The sequence below is a fragment of the Kitasatospora sp. NBC_00374 genome (assembly GCF_041434935.1).
In the GTDB taxonomy this organism is placed as follows: domain Bacteria; phylum Actinomycetota; class Actinomycetes; order Streptomycetales; family Streptomycetaceae; genus Kitasatospora.
The window spans coordinates 2,516,304-2,531,396 of record NZ_CP107964.1 but is presented as its reverse complement, the minus strand read 5'-3'; the positions used below and the strand labels follow the sequence as shown (position 1 = coordinate 2,531,396).

Here is a 15,093-nt window from a genome sequence, read left to right as displayed (position 1 = left end):
AATAGGATCGTGATCCATGAGTCTCGGTGGGGCATGGCGGAGGTGGCCGAAGGGCCGGCGGGCGGTGGTGGCGGGCCTGCTGCTGGCCCTGGTCGCCGTGCTGGGCGGGCTCGGCACGGTGGCGGCCTCCGGGTCCCCGCCGGCGGTGCACCGCGAGGACCGCTTCCTCGACCTGGCCGAGACCCCGGGCAGCGCCACCACCGTCCCGATCGACACCTCCTTCTTCACCACCGGGTCCGGCCCACGCCCCGCCGTGCTGCTGGCACACGGTTTCGGCGGCTCCAAGGAGGGGGAGCAGGCCCGCGCCGAGCAGCTCGCCCGGTCCGGCTACGCGGTGCTGACCTGGTCGGCCCGCGGCTTCGGCAAGTCCGGCGGGAGGATCGGCCTGAACGCACCCGACCGCGAGGTGCAGGACGTCCGGCACCTGGTCGACTGGCTGGCCCAGCGCCCCGAGGTGCGGCTGGACGCTCCCGGCGACCCCAGGGTCGGCATCACCGGCGCCTCGTACGGCGGCGGGGTCGCACTGCTCGGCGCCGCGTACGACCCCCGGATCGACTCGGTGGCCACCCAGATCACCTGGTGGAACCTGGCCGACGCGCTCTTCCCGCAGGCCGTCCGGGGAGACGGCGCCGCCGACGGCGTGTTCAAGAAGCTGTGGGCCGGGATCTTCTTCACCACCGGCTCGGCCGGCGACCTGGCCGGCGACGGCCGCGGCGCCGCGCCGCAGGGCCCGATCGGCTGCGGCCGGTTCCTGGACGACCTGTGCGCGATGTACAACCGGGTCGCCACCGCCGGGCACGCCGACCCGGAGGCCGTCGCGATGCTGGACAGGTCCAGCCCGTCCTCGGTCGCCGACCGGATCAAGGTGCCCACGCTCGTCGTCCAGGGCCAGCAGGACTCGCTCTTCCCGCTCGACCAGGGCGACCGGATCGCCCGCGCCGTCGCCGCCAACGGCGCCCCGGTGGCCGTCGACTGGTTCGCCGGCGGCCACGACGGCGGCACCGAGGGCAGCGCCCGGGTCGACTCCCGGGTCACCGCCTGGTTCGACCACTACCTCAAGCAGCAGACCGGCACCGACACCGGCCCCGCCTTCCGGGTCACCCGTACCGGTGGCGTCGACTCCACCGGCTTCCAGGCCGTCCTGCGCGGCGCCGACGCCGACGCCTACCCCGGACTGGCCGGCAGCGGTTCGCGGACCGTGCAGCTGGCGGGCCGCGAGCAGGAGATCGCCAACCCGCCCGGCGGCACCCCGCCCAACATCTCCACCGTGCCGGGCATCGGAGCCCTCGCCCAGGCCTCCGCGCTCGGCGCCGGCCTCGCCCTGGACTTCCCCGGCCAGTACGCCGGCTTCGACTCCGCTCCGCTGACCGGCAGCCTGCACCTCACCGGCGCCCCCACCACCACGATCACCGTGCACGCCGACCGGCCGGACGCCGTGCTCTTCGCCAAGCTCTACGACCTCGGCCCGGACGGCAAGCAGTCGCTGCCCCAGCAACTGGTCGCCCCGCTGCGGGTGACCGGCGCCGACGCACCCGCCGGCCGGACGGTCGACATCACCCTGCCCGCCGTCGACCACACCTTCGAGTCCGGCCACCGGCTGCGCCTGGTGCTGGCCACCACCGACCTGGCGTACGCCTCGCCCGGCGAGCCCGCCACCTACCGGATCTCCGCCGCCGGGCCGCTCACCGCACCCACCGTGGACGGGCTGCGCACCGAGGCCGCCCCGCTGCCCGCCCGCACCTGGGTCCTGCCGCTGCTCGCCCTCGCCGCCGCCGCGCTGCTGCTGCTCGTCCGCCGCCGCGGCGGCCACCGGGCACCCGACCCGGCCCTGGCCGGGGTGCCGCTGCAGATCACCGGCCTCGGCAAGCGCTACCGCGGCGCCACCGACCGGTACGCCGTCCGCGATCTGGCCTTCCGGGTCGAACAGGGGCAGGTGCTGGGTCTGCTCGGGCCGAACGGCGCGGGCAAGACCACCACGCTGCGGATGCTGATGGGCCTGATCCGCCCCGACGCCGGCGAGATCCGGATCTTCGGGCACGCGATCCGCCCCGGCGCCCCGGTGCTCTCCCGGGTCGGCGCCTTCGTCGAGGGCGCCGGCTTCCTGCCGCACCTCACCGGCCGCGCCAACCTGCACCTGTACTGGCGGGCCACCGGCCGCCCGGCCGAGGACGCCCACCTCGCGGAGGCGCTCGCCATCGCCGACCTCGGCGAGGCCCTGGACCGCGCGGTCCGCACCTACTCCCAGGGCATGCGCCAGCGCCTGGCGATCGCCCAGGCCATGCTCGGCCTGCCCGAACTGCTCATCCTCGACGAGCCGACCAACGGACTCGACCCGCCGCAGATCCGCGAGATGCGCGAGGTGATGATCCGCTACGCCGCCGCCGGACGCACCGTCATCGTCTCCAGCCACCTGCTCTCCGAGATCGAGCAGAGCTGCACCCACCTGGTCGTGATGGACCGCGGCCGGCTGGTCACCGCCGGCCCGATCGGCGAGGTGGTCGGCGCGGGCGAGCAGCTCATGGTCGCGACCCCCGCGGCCTACGACGCCGACGCCCGGGCGGTGGCCGCCGACAAGGTGGCCGCCCTGGCCGGCGTCGGCTCGGCCGACGCCGTCGACGGCGGGCTGCTGGTCCGGCTGGACGGCCTGACGGCCGGCGCCCTGCTGGTCGAACTGGTCCGGCTGGAGGTACCGGTCGAACGCTTCGGGCCGCACCGCCGGCTGGAGGACGCGTTCCTGTCACTGATCGGAGGTACGGCATGACCGCCACCGCCACCGCCACCGCTGCCGCCCCCGGCTACCGCCCCGGCCGGACCCTGCCCCTGCGGGTCGAGGCCGTCCGCCAACTGCGCCGCCGCCGGACCATGGTGATCGGCGGGGTGCTCGCGGCGATGCCGCTCATCGTGCTGGCCGCCTTCCAGATCGGCGGCCCGCCCGGCCGCGCGGACCGGACCAGCTTCATCGAGCTGGCCACCGCCTCCGGGCCCAACTTCGCCGCCACCCTGCTCTTCATGGGCACCGGCTTCCTGCTGGTCATCCCGATGGCGCTGTTCTGCGGCGACACGGTGGCCTCCGAGGCCAGCTGGTCCTCGCTGCGCTACCTGCTGGCCGCGCCGGTGCCCCGGGCCCGGCTGCTGGCCCGCAAGTTCACCGTCGGGCTGGCCTTCTCGGCGGCCGCCGTCGTCCTGCTGCCCCTGGTCGGGCTCGCGGTCGGCACCGCCGCGTACGGCTGGGGCGACCTCAGGCTGCCCACCGGCGTCAGCCTGCCCGCCTCGGTCGCGCTGCCCCGGCTCGCGCTCGCGGTGGCCTTCGTCGTGCTGAGCGAACTCGTCGTCGGCGCCCTGGCGTTCTGGCTCTCCACCGCCACCGACGCCCCGCTCGGCGCGGTCGGCGGGGCCGTCTTCCTCTCCATCGTCACCGGCGTCCTGGACGCCATCACCGCTCTCGGCGGACTGCGCGAGTGGCTGCCCGCCCACTGGCAGTACGCCTGGGCGGACGCGCTCCAACCGCAGCTGGAGTGGGGCGGCATGGTGCAGGGCGTCTCGCTCTCCGTCAGCTACTCCGTGGTGCTGCTGGCGCTGGCGTTCCGCGGCTTCGCCCGCAAGGACGTGGTGTCCTGACCGGCCCCGGAAATCCGCTCGGCGGGCCCCGACGGCTGGGCTAGGGTGGGCGGACGCGGGGCGGCTCCGCGGCGCGCTTCCTTCTCACTCACTCCAAATGAACCGAGTGCGCCCACTCTCCGCCCCGCTCTTCTCGTCCTCAGGGGGCCCACCCGCATGACCAGCGCCGCCCAGGCCGTCGCCGACGCAGACCTCGACACCTTCCTGCTCCGCCGCCGCGGCGCCGTCCACGTGCCGCAACAGCTCGGGCAGCCCGCGGCCGACACCTGGAGCAGCGCCGGACTCACCGCCCTCGACGGCGACCTGCTCCAGCGCGGCTACGTGCTCACCGCCCCGCTGCGCACCGCGCTGGCCCACCTGCGCCCCGCCGACCTCGCCCTGCTCGGCAGCACCCTGCTGGCCCGGATCGACACCCTGCACGGCGCCGACCGGCGGCACCGACCGCTGTTCCGCGACTTCCCGGACAGCGTGCCCGACGACGCCCAGCGGCACTTCTCCGAGCAGATGCGCCAGTTCCTGCTGAACCAGCCGAACCAGCCGTGCGTGTGGTGCGGCCGCACCGGCGCCCAGGCGGGCATCGGAGCCCTCGCGCCCTGCGCCCACCTGGTCTGCGCCGACTGCCTGGAGGCCCTGGAGGCGGACGGCCCGGTGCGCAGCTGCCCGGTCTGCGGCACCGAACTGGCCGCCGGGCGCCGGCTCGGCCCCGGCCGCCGCCCCTTCTCGCGCCGCATCGTCGCACCGGCCGTCCAGCAGCGCAGTCTCGTCCCGCTGAACCTCGCCCAGGGCGCCGACCCGTCGGCCGCGGCCCTCGCCGAGCTCGACCTGCTGCTCACCCGCCGCACCCCGCTCTCCCCGCAGGACCGCGAGGACCTCGCCGCCCTGCTCGCCCTCGCCCCCGCGGACCTCGCCGACCGGCTGCCCGAGGAGATCCCCGTCCGGGAGACCAAGGCCACCGTCCTCGCCGCCCTGGTCCGCCGCGCGCCGCAGCAGGCCGAGGCCCTGCTGCTCGCCCGGATCGACACCGCGAATGACGTGCTCCGGCTGCTCTGGGCGCTGTCCGGGGCCGAACCCGACCTGCTGCCCGCGAACGCGCCCCGGCTGCGCAACCTGCCCCGCCCGCTGCGCCGTTCGCTGCTCGCCGCACTGGACGCGCTGCCGCTCGCCCAGCTCGCCGAGGACCTGCGGCGCCGCCGCCAGGCCTGGCTGCGGGCCGGCGAACTGCTGCACCCGTCCGAGCACCGCCGCCGCCACCCCACGGTGGCCGCCGCATTCGCGCTGCTGCGGCAGACCGATCTGGACGCGCACCCGGCCGGCGCCGAGCTCCTCGACCCGCCCGCCCCGCTGCGGGTGGACTCCGGCCCGGGGCGGACCACCCGGCTGGGGTTCACCGGCTTCGCGGGCCGGGTCGAGACACTGCTCGCCACGGGAGACCTGGCCGGCGCCACCGAACTGCTGGCCACCCGGCCGGGCGAGCTGACCCGCCGCCTGCACCACCTGCTGCGGGTGCACGCCATCATGGCCCCCGGGACCCCGCTGCCCGACTCCTTCCTGCGGACGGTCGCCGCGGCCCTGCGCCCGGTGGCGCCGGGCCCGCTGCTCGGCGCGTACGGACGGCTGCGCGGCCCGCGCGTCCAGGGCGAGCGGCGGCTGTACTTCCCGCGCGGCACCGTCGCGCTCGCCCACGCCCGGGAGGACCACGGCGTCGTCGTCCCGGCCGAACTCAGCGCCCCGGTCTGCGCGTTGATCGAGGCCGAGCTGGTGCGGCGGGCCGGCGCCGGCGCCGAGCGGTACGAGACGGCGCTGCTGGACGAGGGACTGGCCGACCTGGTCGTCCCGTTCGCGGAGCGAGCCGCCGCCAAGGTGCTGGTGCCGGTACCGCGCGGCAGCGTCCAGCCGCTGCCCGACGGCGCGGCGCTGCGACTGTTCCTGCACTGGACGCAACCCGAGGGGCTCAGGGTCGACCTCGACCTGTCGATCGCCCTCTACGACGCCGACTGGCGGTTCGTGGGCCTGTGCGACTACACCGCCCTGGTGTACCGGGACCGGGCCGCCGTCCACTCCGGGGACTTCGTCGACGCGCCGCCGCCGCACGGCGCGACCGAGTTCGTCGACCTGGACCTGGCGCGGCTCGGTGCCGCGGGCGCCCGCCACGCCGTGGTGGTCGTCTTCAGCTACAACGACGTCGCCTTCGAGGAACTGACCGACGCCTTCACCGGGTTCATGGAACTCCCGGCCGCACAGACCCACTTCGACCCGAAGGCCGTCCGCCAGCGGATGGACCTGGCGGGGGCGGCGAAGGTCTGTGTCCCGATGATCGTCGACCTGGCGGAGCGCCGGTACACCTGGACCGATCTGAACACCGCCGCCACGGTGGGTTTCCACGACGTCCGCCGCCATCAGGAGAAGGTCGGACAGCTCTGCGCCGACGTCCTCGCGCACTTCGCCCCCGGCGCCCGGGCCACCCTCTGGGACCTGGCCTGCGCGGTGGCCGCGGCCGGCTCCCGGGAGGTCCTCGTCCGGGGCCGCGACGGCGCCACCGTCCGGACCTGGCGGCGCGGTGAGAGCGAGCCGGTCGACGCGTTCGCGGCCCGGCTGCGCGCCCTGCGCTCCCCGGACGCCGAGCGGCGGACGTCCGGTGCCGAGCTCTCCGCCCGGCTGGCCGGCACCGAAGCCTTCCTCGGGCTGGTCGACGGCGACCTCCCCGCCCCGCCGGCCCTCTCCGGAACGGGCTACCGCCTCTATCAGGGCCCGCTCGACGCCGCTCCCGACACCTTCCGCCGGCTCGCCGCCGGTGACCTGGTCGCCCGCTTCGCCCCGCAGGAGAGCCGATGAACGCGACCGACCTGCCGCGGGTGCGCCCGGCGGTACCGGCCGACCTTCCCGCGGTGGCCGTACTCGCGGCCGAGCACGCGGCGTACGAGCGGGCCGCGCCCCCGGCCGACGCTCTGGCACAGCTGCTGGTGGGCGAGCTCTTCGAGCGGGCCGAGCCCAGGCTGAGCTGCCTGGTCGCCGAGCTGCCCGGCGGCGCGCTGGCCGGGTACGCCACCTGCACCGAGGAGTTCAGCACCTGGCAGGGGCGGCCGTATCTGCACCTGGACTGCCTGTACCTGCGCGACGAGCACCGCGGTCTCGGCCTCGGAGCCCGGCTGATCGACGCCGTCCTCGCCGAGGCCCGGGCCCGGCAGCTGGACGAGGTGCAGTGGAACACCCCCGCCTGGAACGAGGGCGCGATCCGCTTCTACGACCGGCTCGGTGCCACACGCAAGGAGAAGCAGCGCTACAGCCTTGCCGTGGAACCGGCCTGACGCACCGCCCGGCGGCGGCCCGGCCCGGTGACGGGACCGGCCGCTCCCTCCCCGTTCCGGAGGGGGAGCGGCGCGGCCGGCGGTGCGTCACTTGACGGGGGAGTACACCCGCTCGATCTGCTGCGTGCCGGAGCGGGTCCGGTACGAGCGGGTCCACTTGGAGGTGGCGTCCTTCCTCGTCCGGTCGGACAGGACGTAGAAGTCCATCTGCGCGGCCTGCGGGGTGATGTCCAGGACGCCGTAGCCGTGCGAGTCCAGGTCGATCCACTTGATGTGCCGGTTCGCGGCCTCCAGGGCGGCGACGCCGACCAGGGAGACGGTCTGCGGGAGGACCTTGAGGATGTCGTCGATGTTGTCCGAGGTGACCGAGGTGACCACGAACTCGGTCGCGACGCTGCCCGAGGCCGGGTAGGTGGCGGCCTCGTACGGGACGTCGGCGGCCCAGGCGGAGTGGATGTCGCCGGTCAGGAAGACGGTGTTGGTGATGCCGTTCTGCTTGAGGTGGCCGAGCAGTTCGCGGCGGTCGTGGGTGTAGCCGTCCCACTGGTCGGTGTTGACCGCGATGCCCTCGCCGGGCAGGCCGAGCAGCTTGGCCAGCGGACGGAGCAGGAAGCCGGGCAGCGACAGGAAGGCGACCGGGGAGATCATCACCTCGTTGCCGATCAGGCGCCAGGTGGTGTCGGAGGCGGAGAGACCGGACTTCAGCCAGTCGAGCTGCTGGCGGCCGGTCAGGGTACGGTCGGCGGAGTCGACATCGCCGTTGCCCACCTTGACCTGCTCGGAGCGGAACGAGCGCAGGTCGAGCAGGTGGAGGTCGGCGAGCTTGCCGTAGCGCAGCCGCCGGTAGGTGGTGCCGGCGACGGACGGGCGGACCGGCATCCACTCGAAGTAGGCCTGCTTGGCCGCGGCGACGCGGTCCGCCCAGACTCCCTCGGTGCCGGGGGTGTGGTTCTCCGCGCCGCCGGACCAGGCGTCGTTGGCGAACTCGTGGTCGTCCCAGATCGCGATGGTCGGGACGGCGGCGTGCAGGGCCTGGAGGTCCGGGTCGGTCTTGTAACGGCCGTGCCGGGTCCGGTAGTCGGCGAGCGTGGTGATCTCGTGGGCGGGCTCGTGCGGACGCACCACGCTGCCGCGGGCGCAGAACTCGCCGGACTTGTACTCGTAGATGTAGTCACCGAGGAACAGGAAGGCGTCCAGGTCGCCGCGGGCCGCCAGGTGGCGGTAGGCGGAGAAGTAGCCGGCCTCCCAGTTGGCGCAGGAGGCGACCCCGAGCCGCAGGCGGGAGAGGGCGGCGTCGGCGGCCGGGGTGGTGCGGGTGCGGGCGGCCGGCGAGGTGACGCCGTCGGCGGTGAAGCGGTACCAGTAGTCGGTGTCGGGCCGCAGTCCGCGGACGTCGGCCTTGACCGTGTGGTCGGTGGTGGCGGTGGCGGTCACGGTGCCGCTCGCCACGACGGCGGTGAAGGACCTGTCGGTCGACAGCTGCCAGCCGACCTCGACGTCGGGGCCTCTGCCGGAGCCGGGGACGGCGTCCGGGGTCGGGGTGACCCGGGTCCACAGGAGTATGCCGTCCGGCAGCGGGTCACCGGAGGCGAGGCCGTGCAGGAACTGCGGCGCGGGCGCGGCGGTGGCGGTGGCGGTGGCCCCGCCCAGGCCCAGCGGAACGGCGACGGCGCCGGCGGTCAGCACGGCGGCCTTGAGGACCCGGCGGCGGCGCGGCCGGGAAACGGAGAGGGCATCGGTGGGCTCAGTCACGTCGCCAAAGGCTACTAGCCGGTAATCAGCTGTCCAGTCCCCGCGCATGACTGTTCGTCGACTCTTCACCCGGTGGTCGGCCTGCCCGGTTCGGGGGCTTCGACCTGCTTGTTCCGCTATGGGTGGCGCGTGCGGGCGACCCGGGGCCGCATGAGGTCTTCCATCGCCATGTGATACGTGCAATGGTACATGTCACACCCGCTGTCGGCGGGCGGGCGCGGCCCCAACCGCTCCGGCCTGCCGAGGTTCCCCCCGGCCGCCCCCCCCATCCGGCCGACCCCCCACCTTTCACGGCCGCGTCCGCGCGCGGCCACATCACCGGCCCGGAGGCCCCCACCGTGAGATCCTTCCGGACAACCGCGCACTCGGCGCGCCTGCTCACCACGGCCGTCGCCGCCTGCCTCGCCTTCGGCCTGTTCTCTCCCCAGAGCCAGGCCGCCACCCCGACCGCCGGCCGTTCCCCCGCGCCGGCCTCACCCTCCGCGGGCGCACCCCGGCCCGCCAGCGGCACCCTCCTGACGGAGGACCAGCACCTCGGAAGCACCGTGCCGCTCTCGCAGCGGGCCCCGCGCACCGCCGCCGACTCCGCGGCCCGCACCGACTACGCCAAGCCCAAGGCCCAGGCCCAGGCCGCGCCGCAGGCGCTCGCCGCGGCGAGCTGCAACGTCTCCGACTTCGCGTCCAAGACCGGCAGCGCCCTGGTCCAGCAGGTCAAGTCGGTGCCGGTCGACTGCGTCAACACCCTCTTCGGCCTGCTCGGCGCCGACGCCAACGCGGTCTTCCGCGAGGCGCAGATGGTCAGCGTCGCCAACGCGCTGCGCGACGTGTCCGCGGCCTACCCCGGCGACAACACCACGTCGGCCGGGCAGTTGGTGCTCTTCCTGCGGGCCGGGTACTACGTGCAGTGGTACCACCCCGCGGACGTCGGCGCCTACGGCACCCCGCTGAAGACCGCCACCCGGGCCGCCCTCGACGCCTTCTACGCCTCCGCGCACTCCGGCGACGTCACCGAGGCGAACGGCGCGACCCTCTCCGAGGCCGTCATCCTGATCGACAGCGCGGGCGAGAACGCCCGGTACCTGTCCGTCGTCAAGCGCCTGCTGAACGGCTACAACAGCACCTACAACAGCAGCTGGTCGATGGTGAACGCGGTCAACAACACCTACACGGTGCTGTGGCGCGGCCACCAGAACGCCGACTACCAGGCCGCCGTCCAGGCGGACCCGAGCATCACCGACACCCTGGTGAACTTCGCCGTCACCAACTTCGCGCTGCTCGGCACCGACCGCGGCTACCTGGCGGCCAACTCCGGCCTGGAGCTCGGCCGCTTCCTGAACTACCCGTCCCTGCTCACCAAGGTCCGCCCGCAGGTCAAGAGCCTGCTCGACCGCAGCTCGATCACCGGGGCCAGCTCCGCGCTCTGGGTCAACCTCGCGGTCGCGACCGACACCTACGACCAGGCCAACTGCTCGTACTACGGCACCTGCAACCTGGGTCCCCGGCTCCGGGCCGCCATCCTGACGATCAACTACACCTGCAGCCCCAGCATCAGGATCGTCGCCCAGCAGGTCGGCGCGGCCGACCTCGCCGCCACCTGCACCAGCCTGGTCAACCAGGACGCCTACTTCCACAGCGTCCTCAAGGACAACGGGCCGGTCGCGAACGACGGCAACACCACCATCGAGGTCGTGGTCTTCCACTCCAGCAGTGACTACCAGACCTACGCCGGGCCGATCTTCGGCATCTCCACCAACAACGGCGGCATGTACCTGGAGGGCGACCCGGCCGCGGCCGGGAACCAGCCCCGCTTCATCGCCTACGAGGCCGAGTGGGTCCGCCCGGGCTTCCAGGTCTGGAACCTCAACCACGAGTACACCCACTACCTCGACGGCCGCTACGACATGTACGGCGACTTCGACGCCGGCTCGGCCACGCCGACCGTCTGGTGGAGCGAGGGCCTCGCGGAGTACGTCTCCTACTCCTACCGGGGCGTGCGCTACGACGACGCGATCACCCAGGCCGGCCGGCACACCTACACCCTGAGCACGCTCTTCGACACCACCTACGACAACGCCGACCAGGCCCGCATCTACAACTGGGGCTACCTGGCGGTCCGTTACATGGTCGAACGGCACTGGGCCGACATGAGCGCCGTCCTCGCCAAGTACCGCAGCGGTGACTGGGCCGGCGCCCGTACCTACCTCACCAGCACCATCGGCACCCGCTACAACGCGGACTTCGACACCTGGCTGACCGCCTGCAACACCGGCGCCTGCAACCCCGGCACGCAGACCAACAAGCCGCCGGTGGCGGCGTTCACGGCCCTGGTCAGCGACCTGTCCGTCACCTTCACCGACACCTCCACCGACCCCGACGGCACCATCGCAGCCCGCTCCTGGAACTTCGGCGACGGCACCACCTCCACCGCGGCCAACCCCAGCAAGACCTACACCGCGGCCGGCAGCTACACCGTCACCCTGACCGTGACCGACGACAAGGGCGCCACCGCCACCCGCAGCCAGGCCTTCGCGGTGGCCGGACTGCCGCTGTGCAGCGCGCCGGACGTACGGCAGTACGACAAGAACTGCCGCCGCACCGGCGTCACGGCCACGACGGGCAACTACAGCTACATGTTCGCCTACCTCCCCGCCGGGGTGAAGCAGCTCCGGCTCACCAGCAGCGGCGGCACCGGCAACGCGGACCTGTACTACAACGGCACCAACTGGGCCACCACCGGCTCGTACGTCAGCAAGTCCACCGCCGTCGGCAACGCCGAGTCCCTGACCGTCGCCACGCCGCCCTCCGGCTGGGTGTACTTCAGCCTCTACGCCGCGCAGACCTTCGGCGGCGTCACCATGAAGGTCGAGTACTGACCCCGGCCCGACCACGGACACGACGGCGCCCTCCCACCCGGCATCCGGGTGGGAGGGCGCCCGTCGCCTGTGGTGAGTGTGCCTTCCTCCGGCCGGGGGTCGGGTGATATTCCCCACCATTCAGCCCCGACATCAGGTGCCGGGTGCCGGATACCGCCTGCCTCGCAATCGTGATCGTGCACTCGCGTGCCAACCGGTTCGCCGAGTACCCCGCCGTCTCCGGCCCGGAGTTCCTCCGGCGCCTGCTCACCCGGGAGACCGTCTGTCCGATCCTGCAGGCCCGCCGGCCCGAAACCCCGCGGGCCCGGTGCACCGGGTGATCGGCGTCCAACGGGCGGTCGCCCCGCTCCGGACACGATGGGGGATCATGGAGGGTGAGCCCTTGACCCGCGAGCCGTAAGGAACCGACCCCGTGGCCCAGATCCTCCTGCTGCACTCCGTCTACGGGCTGCGCCCCGCCGTGCACGCCGCCGCCGAGCGGCTGCGGGCGGCCGGGCACACGGTCGACACGCCGGACCTGTTCGAGGGCAAGACCTTCGAGGACGTCGAGGCGGGCATGGCGTACAAGGAGGAGGTCGGCGGTGACGAGCTGCTGCGCCGGGCCGTGGCGGCCGCCGCGCCGCTGATCGGCGCGGGTGGGCCGGGCCTGGTGTACGCGGGCTTCTCGCTCGGCGGGTCGCTGGCGCAGAACCTGGCGCTGGCGGACGAGCGGGCACGCGGGCTGCTGCTCCTGCACGGCACCTCCGACCTGCGGGAGGACGCGGCGACGGAGATCCCGGTGCAGTTGCACGTGGCGGAGCCGGACCCGTTCGAGACCGAGGACTGGCTGAACGCCTGGTACCTGCAGATGACCCGGGCCGGGGCGGACGTCGAGATCCACCGCTACCGGGGCGCCGGGCACCTCTACACCGACCCCGAGCTGGCGGACTACGACGCCGAGGCCGCCGAGCGGACCTGGCGCGTGGCGGAGGGCTTCCTCGCCGAGCTGGACGGCTGACGCCCGGTGGCGGCCGGCCACTCGGGCACCCCGCTGGCCCGGAAGCTGGGCATCGCCGCCGAGGCCGTCCTGCTGCTGGCGGGCGCGCCGGCGGGGTTCGCGGTGCCCGAGCTGCCGGCCGGGGTGCGGGTCCGGCGGGCGCCGGACCCGGCCGAGCCGTTCGACGTCGCGCTGTGGTTCCCCGCCGACCGGGCGGAGCTGGCGGCGCGGCTGGCGGAGTTCCGGGCGGCGATGCGGCCGGCCGCCGGGCTGTGGGTGGCCTGGCCGAAGAAGGCGTCCCGGGTCCCGACCGACCTGACCGAGGACGTGCTGCGCGCGGTGGCCCTGCCGACCGGCCTGGTGGACAACAAGGTGTGCGCCGTCGACACGACGTACTCGGGGCTGCGGCTGGTGATCCGCCGGGAGCTGCGCGGCTGAGCCGGGCGGGTCAGCCCGTGGGCGGGCCGGCCGGGTAGGGCGGCGCCGGCGGCGGCATCGGTGGCGGGTAGAGCGGCGGATACGAGGGCGAGGGGGCCGGCTCGCGCCGCTGGGTGGCCGCCACCACGGCCGCTACCACCACCGCGATCAGGAGCGTCGCCACCACGGTCAGGTTGAGCACCAGGTGGCTGACCGGCTCGGCGAAGCCGTCCGCGTTCTCCTGGAGCTGGTTGACCAGCAGCGCGCCCGCCGCGTACGCGTTGACCCCGAGCACGGCGACGGCCGCCGGGCGCACCCAGCGGCCGCCGCTGAAGGCGCCGACGGCCAGGACCAGCAGGGCCACGCTGAGCGCGGTGTCGTTGCCGAAGAAGCCGACCGGCGCGGGCACGTAGTGCTGGTAGGAGAAGCCGAGGGCGGTCGAGAGGTAGTCGACGCCGGCCTCGCTGAGGTCGTAGCCGAGGACGCCGAGCTCGATCGCCAACTGCACGAGCAGCAGCAGGCCGAGGGCGATCAGGCCGCCGTCGCGGCCTCTCGGTACCGGGCTGTTCACAGGTCCCCAGGACATGGCTCCCCCTCCGTGGCGTCGGCAGCCGAGAGTAGCGCGCGGGCGCCGGGGGCGGAATCCCCCCGGCGCCCGCGTACACCGGCCTCAGAGGCCGGGGATCCGCCCGTTGCGGAAGAGGTCGACGAAGATCTGGTGGTCGCTGCGGGCGCGGTCGCCGTAGGCGTGGGCGAACTCCACCAGCATGTCGACAAAGCCACTCTCGTCCCGGCTGATGGCGGCGTCGATGGCGTGCTCGGTGGAGAACGGCACCAGGCTGTGCCCGCTGGAGGACTCGTCGGCGGCGGCGTGCATGGTGGCCGTGGCCCGCCCCAGGTACTCGATCACGGCGAGCAGCTCGGCCGGCTCGTTGAGGTCGGTCCAGTCCAGGTCGGCCGCGTACGGGGAGACCTCGGCGACCAGCTGGCCCCGGCCGTGCAGGGTGGTGTGGCCGAGCCAGGGGTCGCTGTGGGCCTGCAGGGCCCGCTGGGAGATCACCGTGCGGTGGCCCTCGTGCCGGAAGTAGCCGCGGATCTCCGGGTCCGTGACGTGCCGGGAGACCGCGGGGGTCTGGCCCTGCTTCATGTAGATGATCACGTCGTTCTCGAGGGCGTCGGTGTGCCCCTCCAGCAGCAGGTTGTACGAGGGCAGCCCGGCGCTGCCGATCCCGATGCCCCGGCGGCCGACCACGTCCTTGACCCGCAGCGCGTCCGGCCGGGTGCGGGAGGCCGGCGGCAGGGTGCCCAGGTACGCCTCGAAGGCGGCCAGCACCTCGGCCCGGAGGTCGGGCGCCAGCTCGATCGCGCCGTTGCCCTTGCGGAACCGGCGGTCGTAGTCCTCGATCACGGTCTCGTGGTCGAGCAGTTCGACCCGGGTCTGCAGCCGGGCCCGCCGCAGGGTGTCCAGGATCGGCCCGGTGGCGGTGTCCAGGGTGTAGGCGTCGCCCTCGCCCGACCCGTGCACCAGGGCGGAGATCTGGCTGCGGTAGGCGGTCGCGAAGGCCCGGACCAGCTCGGTGATGGTGGCGTCGGACAGCGCCTTCGCGTAGCCGATCAGGGCCAGGCTGGCGGCGAGCCGCTGGACGTCCCAGGTGAACGCGCCGACGTAGGCCTCGTCGAAGTCGTTGACGTTGAAGACCAGCCGTCCCTCGGCGTTCAGGTAGGTGCCGAAGTTCTCCGCGTGCAGGTCGCCGTGGATCCACACCCGGCTGGTCCGCTCGTCCAGGAAGCGGGCGCCGTGGCCCTCGAACGGGCCGCTGGTGAGGTCCGCGTAGTACAGCCCGGCGGTACCCCGGTAGAAGGCGAAGGCGGAGGCCGCCATCTTGCGGAACTTCACCCGGAAGGCGGCCGGGTCCTGGGCGAGCAGGTCTCCGAATGCGGTGTCGAAGACCGTCAGGATGGTCTCGGCGCGGCCGGCCTCGCGGTCGGCGGCGTTCTGGTGCTCGGGCATGTTCAGGGCGTCCTTCGGTGGTGCTCGGGGGGAACTCGGGGCCTACCTGCGGACCGACGAAACGGTGACCTCGATGGTTCCAGGATCGACGGTGCCGGGGGCTAGAGTAGGGCGGGTGAACGCGTGAGACCTGGCCCGAGC

General features: G+C 73.8%; 11 protein-coding genes. 8 read left to right on the top strand and 3 right to left on the bottom strand.

All coding sequences use genetic code 11. The annotated features are described in order from the left end of the window. The first annotated feature begins 16 nt into the window (after window positions 1-16). The 4 genes from OG871_RS11290 (at window position 17) to OG871_RS11275 (ending at window position 6,923) form a co-directional block, all read left to right on the top strand. The gene (locus OG871_RS11290; RefSeq protein ID WP_371496479.1) at window positions 17-2,761 is read left to right on the top strand and encodes an alpha/beta fold hydrolase; all 2,745 of its coding nucleotides are present in this window, start codon (window positions 17-19) and stop codon (window positions 2,759-2,761) included. Then, window positions 2,758-3,618, top strand: a complete 861-nt coding sequence (locus tag OG871_RS11285) for an ABC transporter permease (RefSeq protein WP_371496477.1) — start codon at window positions 2,758-2,760, stop codon at window positions 3,616-3,618. The genes OG871_RS11290 and OG871_RS11285 overlap by 4 nt, the downstream gene beginning before the upstream one ends. A 156-nt stretch (window positions 3,619-3,774) precedes the next feature. Continuing rightward, on the top strand, window positions 3,775-6,450 hold the full coding sequence (locus tag OG871_RS11280) for an MXAN_6230/SCO0854 family RING domain-containing protein (RefSeq protein WP_371496476.1): 2,676 nt from the start codon (window positions 3,775-3,777) through the stop codon (window positions 6,448-6,450). Beyond that, complete coding sequence (locus OG871_RS11275; protein WP_371496475.1) at window positions 6,447-6,923, top strand: N-acetyltransferase family protein; 477 nt, start codon at window positions 6,447-6,449, stop codon at window positions 6,921-6,923. Before OG871_RS11280 ends, OG871_RS11275 begins: the two co-directional genes overlap by 4 nt. Window positions 6,924-7,010: 87 nt before the next feature. On the opposite strand, the gene OG871_RS11270 is transcribed toward OG871_RS11275, so the two are convergent. Next, on the bottom strand, window positions 7,011-8,723 hold the full coding sequence (locus tag OG871_RS11270; protein WP_371496473.1) for an alkaline phosphatase: 1,713 nt from the start codon (window positions 8,721-8,723) through the stop codon (window positions 7,011-7,013). A 290-nt stretch (window positions 8,724-9,013) separates the two neighbouring features. Here OG871_RS11270 and OG871_RS11265 point away from each other — a divergent pair, with 290 nt between their 5' ends. From OG871_RS11265 to OG871_RS11250, 4 genes are all read left to right on the top strand, one after another. Continuing rightward, window positions 9,014-11,548 carry a collagenase gene (locus OG871_RS11265; protein ID WP_371496472.1) on the top strand — a complete coding sequence of 845 codons (2,535 nt, stop codon included), beginning with the start codon at window positions 9,014-9,016 and terminating at the stop codon, window positions 11,546-11,548. A 170-nt stretch (window positions 11,549-11,718) separates the two neighbouring features. Continuing rightward, on the top strand, window positions 11,719-11,868 hold the full coding sequence (locus OG871_RS11260; protein WP_371496470.1) for a hypothetical protein: 150 nt from the start codon (window positions 11,719-11,721) through the stop codon (window positions 11,866-11,868). A 92-nt stretch (window positions 11,869-11,960) separates the two neighbouring features. Continuing rightward, the gene (locus OG871_RS11255; RefSeq protein ID WP_371496468.1) at window positions 11,961-12,545 is read left to right on the top strand and encodes a dienelactone hydrolase family protein; all 585 of its coding nucleotides are present in this window, start codon (window positions 11,961-11,963) and stop codon (window positions 12,543-12,545) included. A gap of 6 nt (window positions 12,546-12,551) precedes the next feature. Then, window positions 12,552-12,962 carry a DUF3052 domain-containing protein gene (locus OG871_RS11250; protein ID WP_371496466.1) on the top strand — a complete coding sequence of 137 codons (411 nt, stop codon included), beginning with the start codon at window positions 12,552-12,554 and terminating at the stop codon, window positions 12,960-12,962. A 10-nt stretch (window positions 12,963-12,972) separates the two neighbouring features. On the opposite strand, the gene OG871_RS11245 is transcribed toward OG871_RS11250, so the two are convergent. Together OG871_RS11245 and OG871_RS11240 are read right to left on the bottom strand one after the other, a co-directional pair. Beyond that, the gene (locus tag OG871_RS11245) at window positions 12,973-13,527 is read right to left on the bottom strand and encodes a hypothetical protein (RefSeq protein WP_371496465.1); all 555 of its coding nucleotides are present in this window, start codon (window positions 13,525-13,527) and stop codon (window positions 12,973-12,975) included. A gap of 84 nt (window positions 13,528-13,611) precedes the next feature. Further along, window positions 13,612-14,952, bottom strand: a complete 1,341-nt coding sequence (locus OG871_RS11240; RefSeq protein WP_371496463.1) for a DUF2252 domain-containing protein — start codon at window positions 14,950-14,952, stop codon at window positions 13,612-13,614. Window positions 14,953-15,093 lie beyond the last annotated feature (141 nt).

Excerpts from the sequence above, each read along its gene's own strand:
- OG871_RS11290 (WP_371496479.1), top strand. The coding sequence starts at position 17 with ATGAGTCTCGGTGGGGCATGGCGGAGGTGGCCGAAGGGCCGGCGGGCG.
- OG871_RS11285 (WP_371496477.1), top strand. The coding sequence starts at position 2,758 with ATGACCGCCACCGCCACCGCCACCGCTGCCGCCCCCGGCTACCGCCCC.
- OG871_RS11280 (WP_371496476.1), top strand. The coding sequence starts at position 3,775 with ATGACCAGCGCCGCCCAGGCCGTCGCCGACGCAGACCTCGACACCTTC.
- OG871_RS11275 (WP_371496475.1), top strand. The coding sequence starts at position 6,447 with ATGAACGCGACCGACCTGCCGCGGGTGCGCCCGGCGGTACCGGCCGAC.
- OG871_RS11270 (WP_371496473.1), bottom strand. The coding sequence starts at position 8,723 with ATGCGCGGGGACTGGACAGCTGATTACCGGCTAGTAGCCTTTGGCGAC.
- OG871_RS11245 (WP_371496465.1), bottom strand. The coding sequence starts at position 13,527 with ATGTCCTGGGGACCTGTGAACAGCCCGGTACCGAGAGGCCGCGACGGC.
- OG871_RS11240 (WP_371496463.1), bottom strand. The coding sequence starts at position 14,952 with ATGCCCGAGCACCAGAACGCCGCCGACCGCGAGGCCGGCCGCGCCGAG.